Below are 16,087 nucleotides of genomic sequence, written 5' to 3'. Positions count from 1 at the left end.
CGAGATCGTTTTGTCGGGCCGGCTACTGGGCCGGCTGGTAGGCCGCGCCGCCGTCAGCCAGCAGCCGCTCGGCCTCGGCGTAGATCGCCTCGGGGGCCTGGTCGAGGTTGAGCGTCTTGCGGAAGGGCTGGCGCACGTCCCGCTCGACGCGCAGGTAGACCTCGTTGCGGTTGCCCTCGGGGTCGAAGAAGTAGATGCCGAAGGCGTTGCCGTGCGTCACCTCCTGCTGCACCTCGATGCCCTCGGCGCGGAAGCGGTGGTGGAAGGCGATGAGGTCGTCCAGCGCCGCCACCCGCCAGGAGATCTGGTGCTGCTGCTTGTCTCCGATGGCCGCGGTGCGGCCGGTCTGCAACACGAACTCGTGGTGCTCCTCCTCCGGACGGGCACTGAAGAAGACGATGCCCAGTTCGTCGTCGGAGTCGGTGACGGTCAAGCCGAGCAGGCGCTCGTAGAAGTCGCGCATCTTCGGCAGGTCGTAGACCCACAGTCCGGTGTGACCCAGCCCGGTGATCGCCATTGCATCCTCCTGTGTTCTGTTTTTCAGGATGATATTCCTGTATTCTGATACACGTCAACGAAGGAGCACCCATGTTCCCACCTGCGGGCAAGATCCTCTGTGTCGGTCTCAACTACCGCGAGCACGTCGACGAGACCGGGCGCGAGCTGCCGGCCTACCCCGTCTGGTTCACCAAGTTCCCCTCGGCGCTGATCGGCCACGAGGACGACATCCTGCTGCCGCCGGAATCGCGGCAGGTGGACTACGAGGCCGAGCTGGCCGTGGTCATCGGCGAGCCCGGGCGGCGCATCGCCCGCGCCGACGCGCTCGACCACGTGCTCGGCTACACCGTGGCCAACGATGTGACCATGCGCGACTACCAGTACAAGACCCACCAGTGGCTTCAGGGCAAGGCCTGGGACCGCTCCACCCCGATCGGCCCCGAACTCGTCCCCGCCGACGCGGTCGACCCGCACAAGCTGGACATCTCCCTGCGGCTCAACGGCGCCACCATGCAGGCGTCGAACACCTCGCTGCTGATCTTCGACATTCCCACGCTGATCAGCCTGGCCTCGGAGTTCACCCGGGTGGAGCGCGGCGACCTCATCCTCACCGGCACCCCGGGCGGCGTCGGCTACCGCCGCGACCCGCAGGTGTTCCTGAGCGACGGCGACGTGGTCGAGGTCGAGATCGAGGGACTGGGCGTGCTGCGCAACACGGTGCGGAGCGAGGCGTCGTGAAGATCCTCAGCCCCGGCGGCAACTGGATGACCCTGGCCGGCGAGCTCGCCCTGGGCGTGGCCGAGCTGCTGCCGCCCGGCGCGACCGTCGCCACCGTCACCGGCCGCGCCCCCGCCGCGCTCGCCTGGGACGGCCCCCGCCTCGTCGCCGCCGGCCACTACGACCTGGCCATCACCACCCCGGGCTGGCACCTCACGCTGACGCCCGAGCTGCCCCTGGCCTGCCTGGCCGCCTTCCCGCACGACGACCAGCTCGCCCTGGCCGTCCGCAGGGAACTCGGGATCACCAGCCTCAGCCAGGTCAAGGGCCTGAAGGTGTCGATGCCCGGGCCGGACTCCGGGCACCCGGCCCACTGGGCGCTGGCCAGGATCCTGCCCATGTACGGCGTGGAGATCGGCGACCTGGAGATCCTGCGCGACCGGCCGCGCTCCCTGCACGCGCCCGACCTGCCGCCCGCCGACCCGGCGTTCGACGCGGTCTTCGACGAGGCGCTGATGACCATGCGCTGGAAGAACCTGACCGAGCAGTACGACCTGGACTTCCTGCCGCTCGACCCCGGCGTCCTCGAGGCGTGCGCGGACCTGGGCATGACGCCCGGCGTGCTGCGCGCCGGCCGGCTGCGCGGGGTCGAGCGCGACGTGCCGACGATCGACTTCTCCGGCTGGTACCTCTACTGCGCCCGCGGCCTGGCCGACGAGCTCGCGTACGCTGCCGTACAGGCCCTCGACCAGCGCAGGCACGCCATCGGGGAGAGGTTCCCGCAGCCGCTGCCGCCGCTGACCGGACCCATCGACCTGCCCGGCGACACGCCGCTGCCCCTCCACCCGGGCGCGCGGGCCTACTACGCGGAAAAGGGATACCTGTGATCGAGGAACACATCCACGCCTTCCCCTTCGACCGGCCGCCGCGGGTGCTGCACCGGCAGGAGGAACTGCTGCTCGCCGACCCGCTGCCCCGGCCCGGCCGCACCTTCGACTTCCCGCTGATCGAGGCCGTGCACTTCGAGCCGTCGTACGTGCCGGGGCCGTTCGGCCCGCCGCGCGGCGTCTACGAGAGCGACTTCATCCGCGTCGAGTGGCAGACCATGAACAACCGGCAGGGCTTCTACCACCGCAACTGCGACGTGGACGAGATGTCCTACCAGGTCTGCGGCGAGCGGACGCTGATCACCGAGCTGGGCAGCGTCGAGCACCGGCCGGGCGACTTCTCCCGCATCCCGGTCAGCGTGGCCCACGACAACTTCGGCCGCGAGGACATCCACCTGCTCTTCTACGTCCCCGCGCCGGTGACGGAGCTGGGTGAGGCGGTGCGCGAGTCGCAGGCCGCCTTCCCGCCGTTTCCCGGCTGGGAGCCGGTGATCACCAACGAGCTGACCACCGAGTGCCTGGGCGGCCCGGAGCACCACGTCGTCATGGCGCCCACGGACGAAAGGGTCCTGCTGGAACAGGTGCACCGCGAGAGCGACAGGATCCGCGTCCAGCGGGCCGACCGGACCGCCTGGCTCTACCGCTCCGCGGACATCCTGCTGGGCAAGGTCGTCGCCGACTCCTCCGACGGCCTCGTCTACACCCGCAACCGTGACGCCGACGAGGTCCACTACCAGATCAGCGGCCACCGCACGCTCGTCACCCAGCGCGGCACGCTGGAGCTGGAGCCGGGCGACTTCGTGCGCATCCCGGTCGGCGTGGCGTTCACCAGCATCCACGACACCCGCAACGAATACCTCAGGCTCGCCTCCGCGCGGGCGATCCCGCAGCTCGCCAAGGCCACCAAGCAGGGGGTCAAGGGGTTCACCCGGTGATCACCCAGGTGGTCGAGGCGAGCCGGGCGCTGGCCCAGGCCGGGCACGGCGACCTGGTGTGGGGGCACGTGGCCGTGCGCGACCCCGACGGGCGGGGCGTGTGGATCAAGGCGCCGGGCTGGGGGCTCGACGAGGTCACCGCGGAACGCGTCCAGCTCGTCTCCTGGGACGCCGAGGTGCTGGCAGGAGAGGGGAAACCGCACGTCGAGGTGCACATCCACCTGGAGGTCCTGCGCGCGGACCCGGCGCTGACCTGCTCGGCGCACACCCACGCGCAGGCCGCCGTCGCCTTCGCCGCGCTCGGCACGCCGCTGCTGCCGATCTCGCACGACGGCGCCCTGTTCGGCGGCGCGGACGTGCCCAGGTTCACCGCGACCGGCGCCCTGATCAGGACGCCGGAACTCGGCGCCGCGCTGGCCACGGCACTCGGCGCGGCCCCGGCCGCGCTGCTGGCCAGGCACGGGCTGGTGGCCGCGGGCCGCGGCCCGGCCGCCGCCGTGATGCACGCCGTCCTGCTGGAGCGGGCCTGCCGGGCCCAGCTCACGGCCATGGCCGCCGGGACGATCCACGACTTCTCCGACGCCGACGAGGCGCGGGCCAAGCAGGCGGAGTGCTGGCCGGAGAGCCAGCTCGCGGCCGGCTACCACTACTTGCTCAGAAAGGCTGAAATTTCATGACGTGGAGGGAAACGTCCGGCGGTATGCGGATCTACGTCGCCGAGCCGCAGGAACCCGCCACCAGGGCGGTCATCGTGCTGCAGGAGGCGTTCGGCGTCAACGACCACATCCAGGACATCGCCCGGCGCTTCGCCGCACGCGGATTCCTGGCCCTGGCGCCCGATCTGTTCCATCGCACCGGCGTCCGCGAACTGGCCTACGACCAGCACGCCGAGGCCATGCCGCTGATCGGCGCCATCGGCCCGGAGCAGATCGTCACCGACGTGCGCGCGGCGCTGGACGAGTCGGCGGAGCACGGGATCGCGCGTGACAGGGTCGCCGTCGTCGGCTTCTGCTTCGGCGGGCGCGCCGCCTTCACCGCCGCCACCGCCGTCCCCGGCCTGGGCGCCACCGTCGTCTTCTACGGCCCCGGCATTGCCGCCGGGCCGCACGCCGTGCTGGACCGGGCCGGCTCGATCACCGCCCCGATGCTGCTGCACGTCGGCGCGGACGACCCGACCATCCCCGCCGACCAGGTCGAGGCCATCGAGGCCGCGCTCACCGCCGCCGGCATCCAGTTCGAGCAGCACGTCTACGTCGCCGCCGGGCACGCCTTCGCCTGCGACGCCCGCCCGCACATGTACCGCCCCGATCCCGCCGCCACGGCCTGGCAGCGGACCTGGGACTTCCTCGACAAGCACCTCCCGGCATGAGCAGCCGTCCGCCCGTGCTCGTCGTGGGGGCGGGCCCGGTCGGCCTGACCGCCGCCAACCTGCTGGCCGCCCGCGACGTGCCGGTGCTGCTGGTCGAACGCAACGCCGGCACCAGCGACGAGGCCAAGGCGATCAGCCTGGACGACGAGTCGCTGCGCACCATGCAGATGGCCGGGCTGGCCGAGGCGGTGCTGGAGATCGTCGTGCCGGGCACCGGCACCCGCTACTTCGGCCGTACCGGCCGGGTGCTCTTCCACGCCCGCGGGCCCGAGCCGTACCTGCACGGGTTCCCGTTCAAGAACCAGTTCGCCCAGCCGGAGCTGGAACGCACGCTGCTGCACGCGCTCAAGCGGCGGCCCGAGGCCGAGGTGCGCTTCGGCACCGCGCTCACCGGGCTGCGCGAGAACGGCGAGACGGTCACCGCGCTGCTCGGCGACGGCGCGAACGCCACGCGTGCGGAGGTGAGCTGGGTGCTCGGCTGCGACGGCGGCCGCAGCGGCGTGCGCGAGCTGAAGAAGATCGACATGACCGGCACCAGCCACCGCGAGGTCTGGCTGGTGGCCGACACCGTCGGCGACGCCCACGACGAGCGTTACGGCATGCATCTCGGGCTGCCGTCGCGGCCCACGGTCATCGTCCCCGGGCGCGACGGCCGCTGCCGGTACGAGTTCCGGCTGCGCGACGGCGAGGGCGCGGCGGGGGAGCGGCCCCCGTTCGACCTCATCCGGCGACTCCTCGCCCCGTACCGCGAAATATCGGCGGATCAGGTGGAACGGGCGGTGAACTACACCTTCAACGCCGTGGTCGCCGACCGCTGGCGCGACGGCCGCTGCTTCCTGCTCGGCGACGCGGCCCACATGATGCCGCCGTTCGCCGGCCAGGGGCTGAACTCCGGCGTCAGGGACGCCGCCAACCTGGCCTGGAAACTGGCCGAGGTCTGGCACGGCCGCTGCTCCCCCCGGCTGCTCGACACCTACGAGCCGGAGCGCCGCCCGCACGCCACCGCCGTCGTCGCGTTCTCCGAACGGCTCGGCCGGGTCGTCATGACCACCAGCCCGTGGCGCGCGCTGGCCAGGGACACCGCCGTCCGGGCCGTGCGCCTGACCGGGCGCGGGCGGCGCTACCTGGAGCAGATGCGCTTCCGCCCGCGCGCCGTGCACCGCGGCGGCCTGGTGCTGCCCGCCCGTCCCGGCGCCGACCGGCTCTCCGGCGCGCTGCTGCCGCAACCGCGCGTGCTCGTGCCGCCCAGCCTGCGCCCCGCCCCGCTCGACGACGTGCTGGGCGAGGGGTTCGCGCTGCTCGGCGTGGACGTCCAGGCGACGGACTGGGCCGCGGCCCGCGCCGCGCTGCCCGCCGGCTGGCCGGTGACCTGCGTCGACGTCGTGCTCGGCGAGCGGCTGCCCAGGCCGAGCGGCGAACGCCGGGCCGTCGCCGACGCCGACGGCCGGTTGGAGTCCGCGCTCGGCCCGGCCCGCGGCCGGTTCGTCCTGGTCAAGCCGGACCGCTACGTCGCCGCGGTCTTCGCCGCGCCCGGCTCCGGCCAGGTCGGCGACCTGTTACGCGCCTACGCCTGAGCCGGGCCGCTCGGCGCCGCCCTGCGTCGTGTTCCCGGTCCACCACGGCCCGTCACCTCGCCCAGGTGGCCGCACACCTAGGGATTTCCCGAGCGAATTCCCGGATTCGCCCCGGGGCGCCGCCGTTCTACCGTCAAGGGTCCACCCTGCGAGAGCGGAGGCCGGCGATGACAGGCGCAGATGGGCCACCCCCCGGCATCCCGCCCGAGCACCCGGCGCGGCGGCGGGCCGTGCCGCCCTCACCCGGCCTGGTGGCCGACTCGGTGATCGCGATCCCGCTGCGCGAGCTGATGGACGACGCCGGCGACCGGCCCATCGGCGTCCTGATCGAGCTGCGCACCTCGTTCCCCGGGGGCGCCGGGGCGGCGGCGTCCCGGGTCGAGGAGCTGATCGCGGAGGTCGGCGGCGACGGGGTGCGGCGGGTGGGCTCGTACGTAGCCGCCGCGCTGACCGCGCCGCAGATCCGCGACCTGGCACGGCTCGACGCCAGGCAGGCGGAACAGGACACCGGAGCCGCCGGCGCGCCGCGGTCATCCGTGCACCGGATCTGGCCCAACTTCGAGGTGCGGGCCGACACCTACCGCAGCGTGGTCACCACCAAGTGCGCGGCCGCGCACCGCGCGTTCGGCGCGCACGGCCAGGACATCGTCTGGGCCGTGCTCGACTCCGGCATCGAGCGCGACCACCCCCACTTCGACCGGCACGACAACCTCCGGCGCGACGCCGACGACCTGCCGCACCGCAGCTTCGTGCCGGGCGCCGATGATGCCGACGCGCTGCGCGACGCCTACGGGCACGGCACGCACGTGGCCGCGATCATCGCCGGCGAGCGGCTGCGCGGCGACGGCGCGCCGCGATCCGGCCGGCGGCGCGCCGCCCAGCCGATCGTGGCCGCCGGCTGGTACCAGGACGACGACCAGGAAGGCGGCCTGGAGGTGCGGCGGCTGGAACTGGACGCCATCAGCGGCATGGCCCCGCGCTGCCGGCTGCTGTCGTGCAAGGTGCTGCGCGACGACGGCACCGGCGACGTGGCCGCCGTCCTCGACGCGCTGCGCTACCTGCAGGAACTCAACTCCCACGGCCGCGACCTGCGGGTGCACGGGGTGAACCTGTCGGTCGGCTACCCGTTCGACCCGCGCTGGTTCGCCGCCGGGCTGACCCCGGTCTGCCGCGAGGTGGACCTGCTGGTCCGCAGCGGCGTCGTGGTCGTGGTGTCGGCGGGCAACACCGGCTACGGTTTCGCCGTCGACGCCGAGAGCCGCTCGGTCGGCATGGGCCTGGACCTGACGATCAACGACCCGGGCAACGCCGACCTGGCCATCACCGTCGGCTCCACCTCGTGCCGCCCGTACGTGACCGGGGTGTCGTACTTCTCCTCCAAGGGCCCCACCGGCGACGGACGGCAGAAACCCGACCTGGTCGCGCCGGGGGAGCGCATCATCAGCGCCGGGGCGGGCGCGATGCTGAAACGCGCGATGCGGTCCGTGCCCGACGCCGCCTACGTCGAGGACTCCGGCACCTCCATGGCCGCGCCGCACGTGTCGGGGGTGGCCGCGGCGTTCCTGTCGGTGCACCGCGAGTTCGTCGGACGCCCCGAGGAGGTCAAGCGGCACCTGATGGAGTCGGCCAGCGACCTGCGCCGCGACCGGGCGTTCCAGGGCAGCGGCCTGGTCGACGCCATGCGGGCCATCCAGCGCGTCTGAACGCGCGCTCCCACCGAGTCGGGGACCGAGGAGGCACATCATGCGATTCCCCTACGCGGAAGTCCAGTTCGAGTCCGGCGGGGCCGTGCACGACCCGAGCGAGCAGCGCCGCGCCGTCGACTTGGTCCGCACCGGCGATTTCACCGACGTCCTGGTCGTCTCGCACGGCTGGAACAACGACATGGCGGCGGCCAGGGACCTCTACACCCGGCTCACCGACAGCCTGGACGCCGTCCGGCCCGCCGTTCCCGCGGCCGCGGGCATGCGGCTCGCGGTCGTCGGCGTGCTCTGGCCGTCCATCAAGTGGGCCGACCCCGACGTGATCGCGGGCGGCGGCGCCGGCCTGGCCGACCCGGGCGAGCTGCTGCGGGTGGAGATCAGGGACAGCATCGCCGATCCCGGCCTGGCCGCCCGGCTGGAGGACCTGGTCGGCGGGCTGGAGACGTCCGCGGCGGCCCGGGCGGACTTCCTCAACCTGCTGCGCGGCCTCGTCCCGGGCTCGGACGACGAGGAACGGCCACCGGACGCGCTCATGACGGGCGAGCCCGCCGAGGTGTTCGGCCGGCTCGGCCAGCCGGTGATCCTCCTCCAGGGACAGCAGCCGGGCGGCGCGGCCCACCTGTCAGAACCCGCCCCCGGGCCGGTACCGGCGCCCGGTGGCGCGCAGGCGCTCGGCCTCCCCGACCCGCTAGGCGCGGCCCGCCTGCTGCTCAACACCGTCACCTACTTCACGATGAAGTCCAGGTCGGGCGACGTCGGCATGAACGGCGTGGCCAAGCTGCTCGACGCGCTCGCCGCCGCCGCGCCCGGCGTGCGCAGGCACCTGGCCGGGCACTCCTTCGGCGCCCGGCTGGTCAGCGCCGCGGCCCTGCGGCACGCCCCGATCCAGTCGATCACCCTGCTGCAGGGGGCGTTCAGCCATCACGGGTTCGCCACCGACTACGACAGCAAGGGCGGCAACGGCTTCTTCCGCGCCGTGCTCGATCCCGGCCGGGTGCGTGGGCCGGTGGTGGTCACGCACACCGGCCGCGACCTCGCGGTCGGCGTCGCGTACGCGATCATCTCCAGGCTGGCCAGGCAGCAGGCGGCCGGCCTGCCCGGCGGCCCCGACGACCGCTACGGCGGCATCGGGCGCAACGGCGCGATCAGGACCCCGCAGGTCGCCCAGCCGCCCGGCCGCCTGCTCCCGGCCGGCGGCGGCTACGCCTTCGCCCCTGGACGGGTGCACAACCTGCTGGCGGACGCCTTCATCACCGGGCACAGCGACGTGACGGGCAGGGAGGTGGCCAACGCGCTCCTGCACGCGATCCGCGCCGGGTGACACCGTACAGTTGCCCCATGGGCATGGTGGGGACGGTCGGGCTGGTGCTGCATCCGCAGCGCGACTCCAAGGAGGCGATGGACACCATCCTGAGCTGGGCGGCCGGCCGCGGCGTGACCGTGCTCGGGCTGCCGGAGGAAGTCGGCCGCATCGACTGCAGCGCGGTCGCCGTCGACGCCAACGCCCTGGTCGAACGCGCCGACCTGGTGGTCAGCCTGGGCGGCGACGGCACGATGCTGCGCACCATGCGGCTCATCGCCGGCCGGCCCACGCCGGTGCTCGGCGTCAACCTGGGCCGGCTCGGCTTCCTGGCCGAGGTCGACGTGTCCGAGCTGGGCGGCGCGCTGTCGGCCATCGACAACCACCGCTACACGATCGAGTCGCGCATGGCCGTCTCCGGCACGGTGGGCGAGACCCGGGTGCGCGCGTTCAACGACATCGCGCTGGTCCGCACGCCCGGACACGGGCTCGCCGCGGTGACCGTGACCCCGTCGGGCAGCCCGTTCGTGTCGTACGCGGCCGACGCCGTCATCGTCGCCACCACCACGGGCTCGACCGCCTACAGCTTCTCCGCCGGCGGGCCGGTGGTCTCGCCGCGGGTCGAGGCGATCCTGGTGGTGCCCGCCGCGGCGCACTCGTCGTTCAACCGGGCGCTGGTGCTGCCCGCCGACGAGGAGGTGACGCTGGAGGTGCTGCCCACCAGCGGCCGCCTGGCGGTCGAGGTCGACGGCACGGTGGTCGGCCACCTGAGCCCCGGCGAGCAGATCACGATCACCGCGCTGCCCGGCGCGGCCAAGGTGGTGCGCCTGGGCACCACGTTCTACGAGCGGGCCCGGCGCAAGCTCCGCGTCGACGGCAGCGTCGAGGTGTTCTGAGCCGGATTGCTCTGGGCGGCCCGCCGGTGCCGCGCGGCCGGCACGTCGTCCCCCGGGCCCTCGGGGTCGTGGCGGGCGGCGACCAGCGCGGCCAGGGCCGTGGTGATCGGCACCGCGGCGATGAGACCCAGCGTGCCCACCACCGACCTGACGATCTCCTGGGCGATGACCGGCGTGGTCAGCACGTCGCCCAGCGGCTGGTCGCCGATGCTGAACAGCAGCAGCAGCGGCAGCGACGCCCCCGCGTACGCCAGGATGATCGTGTTGATGACCGAGGCGATGTGCGCCCGCCCGACCCGGCCGCCCGCCCGGTACAGGCGGGCGAAGCCGTACGACGGGTTGGCCGCGGCCAGCTCGGTGACGGTGACGGCCTGGGTGACGGTGACGTCGTCGAGCACGCCGAGCGCCCCGATGATGATGCTGGCCAGCAGCAGCCCCCGGGTGTCGAGGTCGAGCGACATGCCCAGCGTGAACGAGCTGTCGTCGGTGACGCCGTTGAGCTCGGCCAGGCCCAGCGTGGCGTACGACAGCAGGCCCGTCAGCGCCAGGCTGGTCAGCGTGCCGATCACCGCCACGGTGGTGGACAGCGTGAACCCGTGGGTGAGGAACAGCACGGTCAGCATGATCGCGGCCGCGCCGACGATGGCCACCAGCATGGGCGGCTCGCCCTGCAGGATGCCGGGGATCACGAACGTCAGCAGCAGCACGAACGTGATCGCCAGCCCGACCAGCGCGGTCACCCCGCGCCAGCGCCCGAAGGCGATCACGGCCAGCGCGAACGCCGCGCAGAACAGCCACAGCGAGGTCGCCCGGTCGTGGTCGGAGATCTGGTACTTGGCCGTGGCGTCGCGCAGCAGGATCACGTCGTCGCCGGACGCGAAGTGCTGCGCGCCGGGCCCGCTGGGCAGGCGCAGCGTCACCTCGCGGCCGGACTCGGGGCCTTCGCCCACGCGTACGGTGGCGTTCCCGCAGGTGGCCGGGTCGAGTGAGGGGTCGGGGCAGGGCTTGAGCACCACGCTGGAGATCGTCCCCGGGTACCGCTCGACCGGCGACGGCTCGGCCGCGCTCTCCTGCCCGGCCGGCCACAGCCACACCAGCCCGGCCAGCGTGGCGATCGCCAGCGGCACCAGCACGGCCAGCGCCGCCACCACGGCCCGCCGTGAGCCTGGCGCCGACGGATGTCCGTGCCCGTGCCCGTGATCGGTGCCCATCTGCGTTGCCGGCCCTCCTTAGACGAACAGTGACAGTACTGCACCCGCGCGCGGGTAGGTGACCGGTATGGCGACGCTGGTGGGGACCCCGGGGTGGCAGTACCGGGACTGGCGCGGCGTGCTCTACCCGGAGGGGCTGCCGCAGCGGCGCTGGCTGGAGGCGTACGCCGCCAGGTTCCCCACGGTCGAGAGCAACAACGCCTTCTACCGGCTGCCGACGCCCGAGTCGTTCGCGAACTGGCGCGAGCGCACCCCGGCCGGGTTCGTGATGGCGGTCAAGGCCAGCAGGTTCCTCACCCACGTCAAGCGGCTGTCCGACCCGGAGGAGCCGGTGGCCCGCCTGATGGGCGCGGCCGCCGCGCTGGCGGGCAGGCTGGGCCCGATCCTGCTGCAGCTCCCGCCCACGCTCAAGGCCGACCCGGACAAGCTCGACCGGTGCCTGGCCTGCTTCCCGGCCGGCGTCCGGGTGGCGGTCGAGCCCCGGCACGAATCGTGGTGGAACGCCGACGTGTGCCACGTGCTGCGCGCCCGCGGCGCCGCGCTGTGCTGGGCCGACCGGCTCGGCCGCCCCCGCACGCCGCTCTGGCGCACCACGGACTGGGGGTACGTGCGCCTGCACGAGGGCCGGGCCACCCCCTGGCCCGAGTACGGCGACACCTCGCTGCGCACCTGGGCCGGCCGGGTGCGCGAGGCCGGCTGGCGCGACGCCTACGTCTACTTCAACAACGACCCCGGCGGCGCGGCCGTGCGGAACGCCGCCCGGTTTGCCACACTCTGCTAGTGCGTACCCGTCTGTACCGGAACGGCGTGCTGGAGCGGGAAGGCTTCCCGATCGCGGACGTCTCCGAACACGTCACCGACCCCGCCAACACGATCTGGTTCGACCTGTGCTCGCCCACCCCCGAGGAGCTGGGCGCGATCGGCGACGAGCTGGGGCTGCACGAGCCGGCCGTCGAGGACGTGCTCAGCGACCACCAGCGGCCCAAGGTCGACATGTACGACAACCACCTGTTCATCAGCGTCTACGGCGCCCACGTCGAGGCGGGCAGGCTCGACCCGGTCGAGGTCAACGTGTTCCTGCTGCACGGGCTGCTCGACCACGTCGTCGACGGCCAGTACGAGCTGGTCGAGCAGCTCGACGGCCAGGCCGAGGAACTGGAGGAGTCGCTGTTCGCCGAGGAGTCCATCCGCGAGATGCTGGCCGACGTCCGCGAGACCCGCCTGGCCCAGCAGGGTTTCCGGCTGAACGAGATCATGAAGCGGGTGACGAGCTGGGCGGCCGTCATCGCCGTCCCCACCATGATCACCGGCTTCTACGGGCAGAACGTGCCCTACCCGGGCTCGGGTGAGACGTGGGGCTTCTGGACGTCCAGCGTGCTGGTGGCGGTCGTCTCGGTCGCGCTGTACGCGGCGTTCAAGAAGCGGGACTGGCTGTGAGCGTGTCGAACGGCGGCCCGCAGGGCTCGCCGCGCGGGTCGAGCGTGAGCCGGAGCGACAGCCGCACCTCGGCCGCGCCCGTCTCGGGGTAGAGCGGCAGGCAGCGGCCGGCGGCCAGCAGCGTCCTGCGGCCGATGGCGGTGGTCAGCAGCGACAGCTCGCGGTAACGAGCCGGCGCGGCCAGGCGCAGCAGCCGGTGACCTTCCGGGGTGCGGGTGCGGGCGCCGTCGAGCGCGTAGTAGTCCAGCACGTTCTCGCTGTGCGACACCACCGCCCACATGGTGAAGCCGCGCCCGGTCACCGTGAACAGCTCGGCCGACGGCGCCCGGTAGATCGAATGCACGTAGCCGATCGCGAACGCGCCCGACGCCGGGACCGGCAGCCCGTTCACGGTGAGGCGCCCGGCTCCCGAGGCGGAGCCGAGCGCCGTCACCGCGACGAGCGCGAGCAGGAACCTGATCAGCCCTTCTCCTTGTAGTAGCGCGCGGCGCCCGGGTGCAGCTCGACCGGGGCCACCTGCTGGGCCAGCTTCGTGTCGAGGTTCTTGGCCTCCGGGTGCACGGCCTCGAGCTGGGGCTTCTTCTCGAACAGCACCCTGGTGACGTCGTAGGCGAGCTGCTCGCCCATCTTGTCGGGGACCAGCAGCACGTTGGCCACGCCGACCGTCTTGACCGTGCCGGACAGCTTGTAGACGCTCGTGTCGATGTCCAGGCTGACGTACTGGGGACCGTGCGTGGCCTGCATCTTGGCCAGCACGTCGGCGGTGTCGAGCAGCTTCATGTCCGGCTTGCTGGTGGCCAGGTCGGTGATGCCGGCGGTGGGCAGGCCGCCGACCCAGAAGAACGCGTCGACCGTGCCGTCCTTGACGGCCTGCACCGACTCGTTGATCGACAGCTGCACCTTGCTGATGTCGGAGTCGGGGTTGATCCCGGCCGCCTCCAGCATGCGCCTGGCCACGACCTGGGTGCCGGAGTTGGCCGGGCCGAGCGAGACCCGCTTGCCCTTCAGCTCGGCCACCGTGGCCGCCTGCACGCCGGGGGCGACCACCACGTGGGTGTAGTTGTCGTAGATGCGGGCGATGGCCTTGACCGGCTGCTTGGCGGTGAACGAGCCCTTGCCCGTCACCGCGTCGGCCGCGGTGTCGACCTGGGAGAAGCCGATGTCGGCCTTGCCTTCCGCGAGCAGCTTGATGTTCTCGATCGAGGCCGAGGTGACCGAGGCCGTGGCCCGGGTGTTGGCGATGTTGTCCGACAGCTGCTTGGCCAGGCCGCCGCCGTAGACGTAGTAGACGCCCGTGGTGCCGCCGGTGGCGATCGACAGCCGGTTGGCGGCGCCGCCTCCGGCGTCGCCGCCGGAACCGCCGCCCTGGCCGCAACCCGCGACCGCGAGGACGGCCGCGGCGAGCACCGTAATGATCCGCTTCACGCTGGGCTCCTTCTCCTTGATCTGACGAAGTGCACGGCGGCGGCCACGGCCAGCACGGCCAGTCCCGCCACGATGGGGACGAAGTCGAGGAACAGCAGCAGCACCGCGGCCACCGCCGCGAGCAGCCGCTCCGGCCACCCGCTCAGGCCGCCGGTGGCCAGCGCCAGCGCCGCCACGGCCACCGCCGAGACCGCGGTCATCAGCAGCACCGTGCCGATCGGTCCCTGGAACAGCAGCGCCTGGCCGTTGGGCGTCAGCACGAACGCGAACGGCACCAGGAAGGCGGGCAGGGTGTACCGCCAGGTCATCATCATCGTCTTGTACGTGTTGCCGCCCGTGATCGCGGCCGCGGCCACCGCCGACAGCGCGGTCGGCGGGCTCACCTCCGACAGCACCGCGTAGTAGAAGACGAACATGTACGCCTCGGCCTTGGCCACGCCGAGCGCGACCAGCGCCGGCCCGATGATCACCGCGGCGATGATGAAGCTCGCGGTCACCGGCACGGCCAGGCCGAGCAGCATGACCGCCAGCGCGGCCATGACCGTGGTCAGGACCAGGTTGCCCGCGGCCATGTCCACGATGATCGCGCTCAGGTTCAGCCCGAGCCCGGTCTGGGTGATGACGCCCACGATGATGCCGGCCGCCGCGCAGACCGCGGTGACGGGCAGCACCTCCAGCGTGCCCTTGGCCAGCGCCTGCCCGGTGCGTCTGGGGGTCATGCGGTGCGCCGGGTCGAGCAGCGACAGCAGGAACGCGATCGCGGTGGCGATCACCACGGACTGGAACGCCGAGCGTTCCATCGCCATCAGCACCACGATGATGATGAGCGAGCTGAAGTGGTAGCCGAAGCGCAGCAGCAGCCTGCCGACCTTGGGCGCGTCGACCGGGACGGCGTGCGTGCCGAACCGGCGCGAGTCGATCTCGATGGCCAGGAAGATGCCCAGGTAGTACAGCAGCGTCGGGATCGTCGCGTAGAGCAGCACCTCCAGGTAGCCGACCCCCAGGTACTCGGCGATGATGAACGCCGCCGCGCCCAGCGTGGGCGGCGACAGGATCGCGCCGATGCCGCTGGCGGCCAGGATGCCGCCGGCCGGTTCCCTGGGGTAGCCGGCCCGCTTGAGCACCGGCCAGGCGACGCTGCCCAGGCTGACCGTGGTGGCCACGCCCGAGCCCGACACCGTGCCGAGCAGGAATCCGGCCGTGGTGACGGTGCGCCCGGGGGCGGCGCGTGACTTGCGGAAGGCGGCGAAGCTCAGGTCGATGAAGAACTTGCTCGCGCCCGAGTAATCAAGGACGGCGCCGTAAATGGTGAAAAGGATGATGTAGCTGGCGGCCACCTGCATGGGGACGCCGAAGAAGCCTTCGGTGCCGGTGTAAAGCTGCGACACGATTTGGGAGAGGTCGAAACCTCGATGCCCGATCGTCCAATCGATCGGCAAATAGGCACCGAAATAGTCATATATCAGGAAAGCGATGCAGATGAGGGACAGGGCCCAGCCGACCGTCCTGCGTACCGCCTCCAGCAGCAGCACCGTCAGACCGATCCCGGCGATCAGGTCGAGTCGCGTCAGCCCGACGCCGGAGCCCCGGTCGCGGAAGCCGTCGATGTCGAGCAGCGGGTAGACCAGCACGGCCAGGGCCGCCGCGGCCAGCACCCAGTCCATGAACGTCGGGCTCTCCGACTTCCTGGTGCCGTCCGGGTGCACGACCGCCCTGGCCACCCCGGCCAGCGGGTCGTCCTCGGGACGCCCGCCGGGCTCGGGGGCCTGCCCGGCCTGGGCCTGCGCGGGCGCGTCGGGGACGGCGGCCGCGCCCTCCCGGACGCGGCCGAACGGCCACCGGATTCCCGACCGGTAACACAGGAACACCATCGGCAGCGCCACGGCCAGGAATGTCAGCCGATGTTCGAGCGCCTCGACCGGCTGGAACACCACGACGATGGAATAGACGGAAAGCAATCCGGCGACGATCCATACGCCGAGCCGCAGACCGCCGCCGAGTTGCCGGGCCGGTCGTTCCTGTTCATGGGCCGAAACCAACTCGGACGTGCGGTCGCTGAGCTCGGTCAAGTCGTCCTCCCCGACACTGCGTTGCAGCGGACTTTACGAGTCCGTTAACCGGTTAGGGAAGAGGCC

At 72.4% G+C, this 16,087-nt stretch carries 16 protein-coding genes; 11 read left to right on the top strand and 5 right to left on the bottom strand.

Features of this window, described 5'->3' with window-relative positions; genetic code table 11:
- Window positions 1-22: 22 nt before the first annotated feature.
- Window positions 23-517, bottom strand: coding sequence for a VOC family protein (locus HII36_RS10055; protein WP_173522822.1), 495 nt, complete (start codon window positions 515-517; stop codon window positions 23-25).
- Between the two features lie 71 nt (window positions 518-588).
- Here HII36_RS10055 and HII36_RS10050 point away from each other — a divergent pair, with 71 nt between their 5' ends.
- From HII36_RS10050 to HII36_RS10010, 9 genes are all read left to right on the top strand, one after another.
- On the top strand, window positions 589-1,236 hold the full coding sequence (locus HII36_RS10050) for a fumarylacetoacetate hydrolase family protein (RefSeq protein WP_173522821.1): 648 nt from the start codon (window positions 589-591) through the stop codon (window positions 1,234-1,236).
- Window positions 1,233-2,102, top strand: a complete 870-nt coding sequence (locus HII36_RS10045; protein ID WP_328807670.1) for a TAXI family TRAP transporter solute-binding subunit — start codon at window positions 1,233-1,235, stop codon at window positions 2,100-2,102. Before HII36_RS10050 ends, HII36_RS10045 begins: the two co-directional genes overlap by 4 nt.
- Entirely contained in the window at window positions 2,099-3,037 is a 939-nt protein-coding gene (locus tag HII36_RS10040) for a hypothetical protein (protein WP_173522820.1), read from the top strand. The genes HII36_RS10045 and HII36_RS10040 overlap by 4 nt, the downstream gene beginning before the upstream one ends.
- Window positions 3,034-3,714 carry a class II aldolase/adducin family protein gene (locus tag HII36_RS10035; RefSeq protein WP_328807669.1) on the top strand — a complete coding sequence of 227 codons (681 nt, stop codon included), beginning with the start codon at window positions 3,034-3,036 and terminating at the stop codon, window positions 3,712-3,714. The genes HII36_RS10040 and HII36_RS10035 overlap by 4 nt, the downstream gene beginning before the upstream one ends.
- On the top strand, window positions 3,711-4,406 hold the full coding sequence (locus HII36_RS10030) for a dienelactone hydrolase family protein (protein WP_173522819.1): 696 nt from the start codon (window positions 3,711-3,713) through the stop codon (window positions 4,404-4,406). Before HII36_RS10035 ends, HII36_RS10030 begins: the two co-directional genes overlap by 4 nt.
- Entirely contained in the window at window positions 4,403-5,980 is a 1,578-nt protein-coding gene (locus HII36_RS10025; RefSeq protein WP_173522818.1) for a bifunctional 3-(3-hydroxy-phenyl)propionate/3-hydroxycinnamic acid hydroxylase, read from the top strand. Before HII36_RS10030 ends, HII36_RS10025 begins: the two co-directional genes overlap by 4 nt.
- 167 nt (window positions 5,981-6,147) lie before the next feature.
- Window positions 6,148-7,683, top strand: coding sequence for a S8 family peptidase (locus HII36_RS10020; protein ID WP_173522817.1), 1,536 nt, complete (start codon window positions 6,148-6,150; stop codon window positions 7,681-7,683).
- A gap of 40 nt (window positions 7,684-7,723) precedes the next feature.
- Window positions 7,724-9,004, top strand: coding sequence for a hypothetical protein (locus HII36_RS10015; protein WP_173522816.1), 1,281 nt, complete (start codon window positions 7,724-7,726; stop codon window positions 9,002-9,004).
- Window positions 9,005-9,021: 17 nt separating this feature from the next.
- Window positions 9,022-9,879, top strand: coding sequence for an NAD(+)/NADH kinase (locus tag HII36_RS10010; RefSeq protein ID WP_217369350.1), 858 nt, complete (start codon window positions 9,022-9,024; stop codon window positions 9,877-9,879).
- Here the strand turns inward: HII36_RS10010 and HII36_RS10005 are convergent.
- A complete protein-coding gene (locus tag HII36_RS10005) occupies window positions 9,825-11,090 on the bottom strand; it encodes a YibE/F family protein (protein ID WP_173522815.1) in 1,266 nt (421 codons plus the stop codon). The two genes, HII36_RS10010 and HII36_RS10005, sit on opposite strands and share 55 nt — an antisense overlap.
- A gap of 67 nt (window positions 11,091-11,157) precedes the next feature.
- On the opposite strand from HII36_RS10005, the gene HII36_RS10000 reads away from it, so the two are divergent.
- Together HII36_RS10000 and HII36_RS09995 are read left to right on the top strand one after the other, a co-directional pair.
- Window positions 11,158-11,871 carry a DUF72 domain-containing protein gene (locus HII36_RS10000; RefSeq protein ID WP_173522814.1) on the top strand — a complete coding sequence of 238 codons (714 nt, stop codon included), beginning with the start codon at window positions 11,158-11,160 and terminating at the stop codon, window positions 11,869-11,871.
- Window positions 11,871-12,527, top strand: a complete 657-nt coding sequence (locus HII36_RS09995) for a CorA family divalent cation transporter (protein ID WP_328807668.1) — start codon at window positions 11,871-11,873, stop codon at window positions 12,525-12,527. Before HII36_RS10000 ends, HII36_RS09995 begins: the two co-directional genes overlap by 1 nt.
- Here HII36_RS09995 and HII36_RS09990 read toward each other — a convergent pair.
- Genes HII36_RS09990 through HII36_RS09980 form a run of 3 tightly spaced genes read right to left on the bottom strand, consistent with a single transcriptional unit; the run spans window position 12,505 to window position 16,021 of the window.
- The gene (locus HII36_RS09990) at window positions 12,505-12,960 is read right to left on the bottom strand and encodes a DUF1850 domain-containing protein (protein ID WP_173522813.1); all 456 of its coding nucleotides are present in this window, start codon (window positions 12,958-12,960) and stop codon (window positions 12,505-12,507) included. The two genes, HII36_RS09995 and HII36_RS09990, sit on opposite strands and share 23 nt — an antisense overlap.
- Before the next feature lie 26 nt (window positions 12,961-12,986).
- Complete coding sequence (locus HII36_RS09985; RefSeq protein ID WP_173522812.1) at window positions 12,987-13,952, bottom strand: TAXI family TRAP transporter solute-binding subunit; 966 nt, start codon at window positions 13,950-13,952, stop codon at window positions 12,987-12,989.
- Window positions 13,949-16,021: a TRAP transporter permease gene (locus tag HII36_RS09980; RefSeq protein WP_173522811.1), complete on the bottom strand. Its 2,073-nt coding sequence runs from the start codon at window positions 16,019-16,021 to the stop codon at window positions 13,949-13,951. Before HII36_RS09980 ends, HII36_RS09985 begins: the two co-directional genes overlap by 4 nt.
- Window positions 16,022-16,087: the final 66 nt, after the last annotated feature.

The sequence above is a fragment of the Nonomuraea antri genome, from assembly GCF_013283785.1.
GTDB lineage: Bacteria > Actinomycetota > Actinomycetes > Streptosporangiales > Streptosporangiaceae > Nonomuraea > Nonomuraea antri.
This window is presented reverse-complemented; position numbering and strand designations above follow the sequence as displayed.

Bases quoted from the DNA above. Each gene is read 5' to 3' on its own strand.
- HII36_RS10055 (WP_173522822.1), bottom strand. From the start codon at position 517: ATGGCGATCACCGGGCTGGGTCACACCGGACTGTGGGTCTACGACCTG.
- HII36_RS10050 (WP_173522821.1), top strand. From the start codon at position 589: ATGTTCCCACCTGCGGGCAAGATCCTCTGTGTCGGTCTCAACTACCGC.
- HII36_RS10030 (WP_173522819.1), top strand. From the start codon at position 3,711: ATGACGTGGAGGGAAACGTCCGGCGGTATGCGGATCTACGTCGCCGAG.
- HII36_RS10025 (WP_173522818.1), top strand. From the start codon at position 4,403: ATGAGCAGCCGTCCGCCCGTGCTCGTCGTGGGGGCGGGCCCGGTCGGC.
- HII36_RS10020 (WP_173522817.1), top strand. From the start codon at position 6,148: ATGACAGGCGCAGATGGGCCACCCCCCGGCATCCCGCCCGAGCACCCG.
- HII36_RS10015 (WP_173522816.1), top strand. From the start codon at position 7,724: ATGCGATTCCCCTACGCGGAAGTCCAGTTCGAGTCCGGCGGGGCCGTG.
- HII36_RS10010 (WP_217369350.1), top strand. From the start codon at position 9,022: ATGGGCATGGTGGGGACGGTCGGGCTGGTGCTGCATCCGCAGCGCGAC.
- HII36_RS10005 (WP_173522815.1), bottom strand. From the start codon at position 11,090: ATGGGCACCGATCACGGGCACGGGCACGGACATCCGTCGGCGCCAGGC.
- HII36_RS10000 (WP_173522814.1), top strand. From the start codon at position 11,158: ATGGCGACGCTGGTGGGGACCCCGGGGTGGCAGTACCGGGACTGGCGC.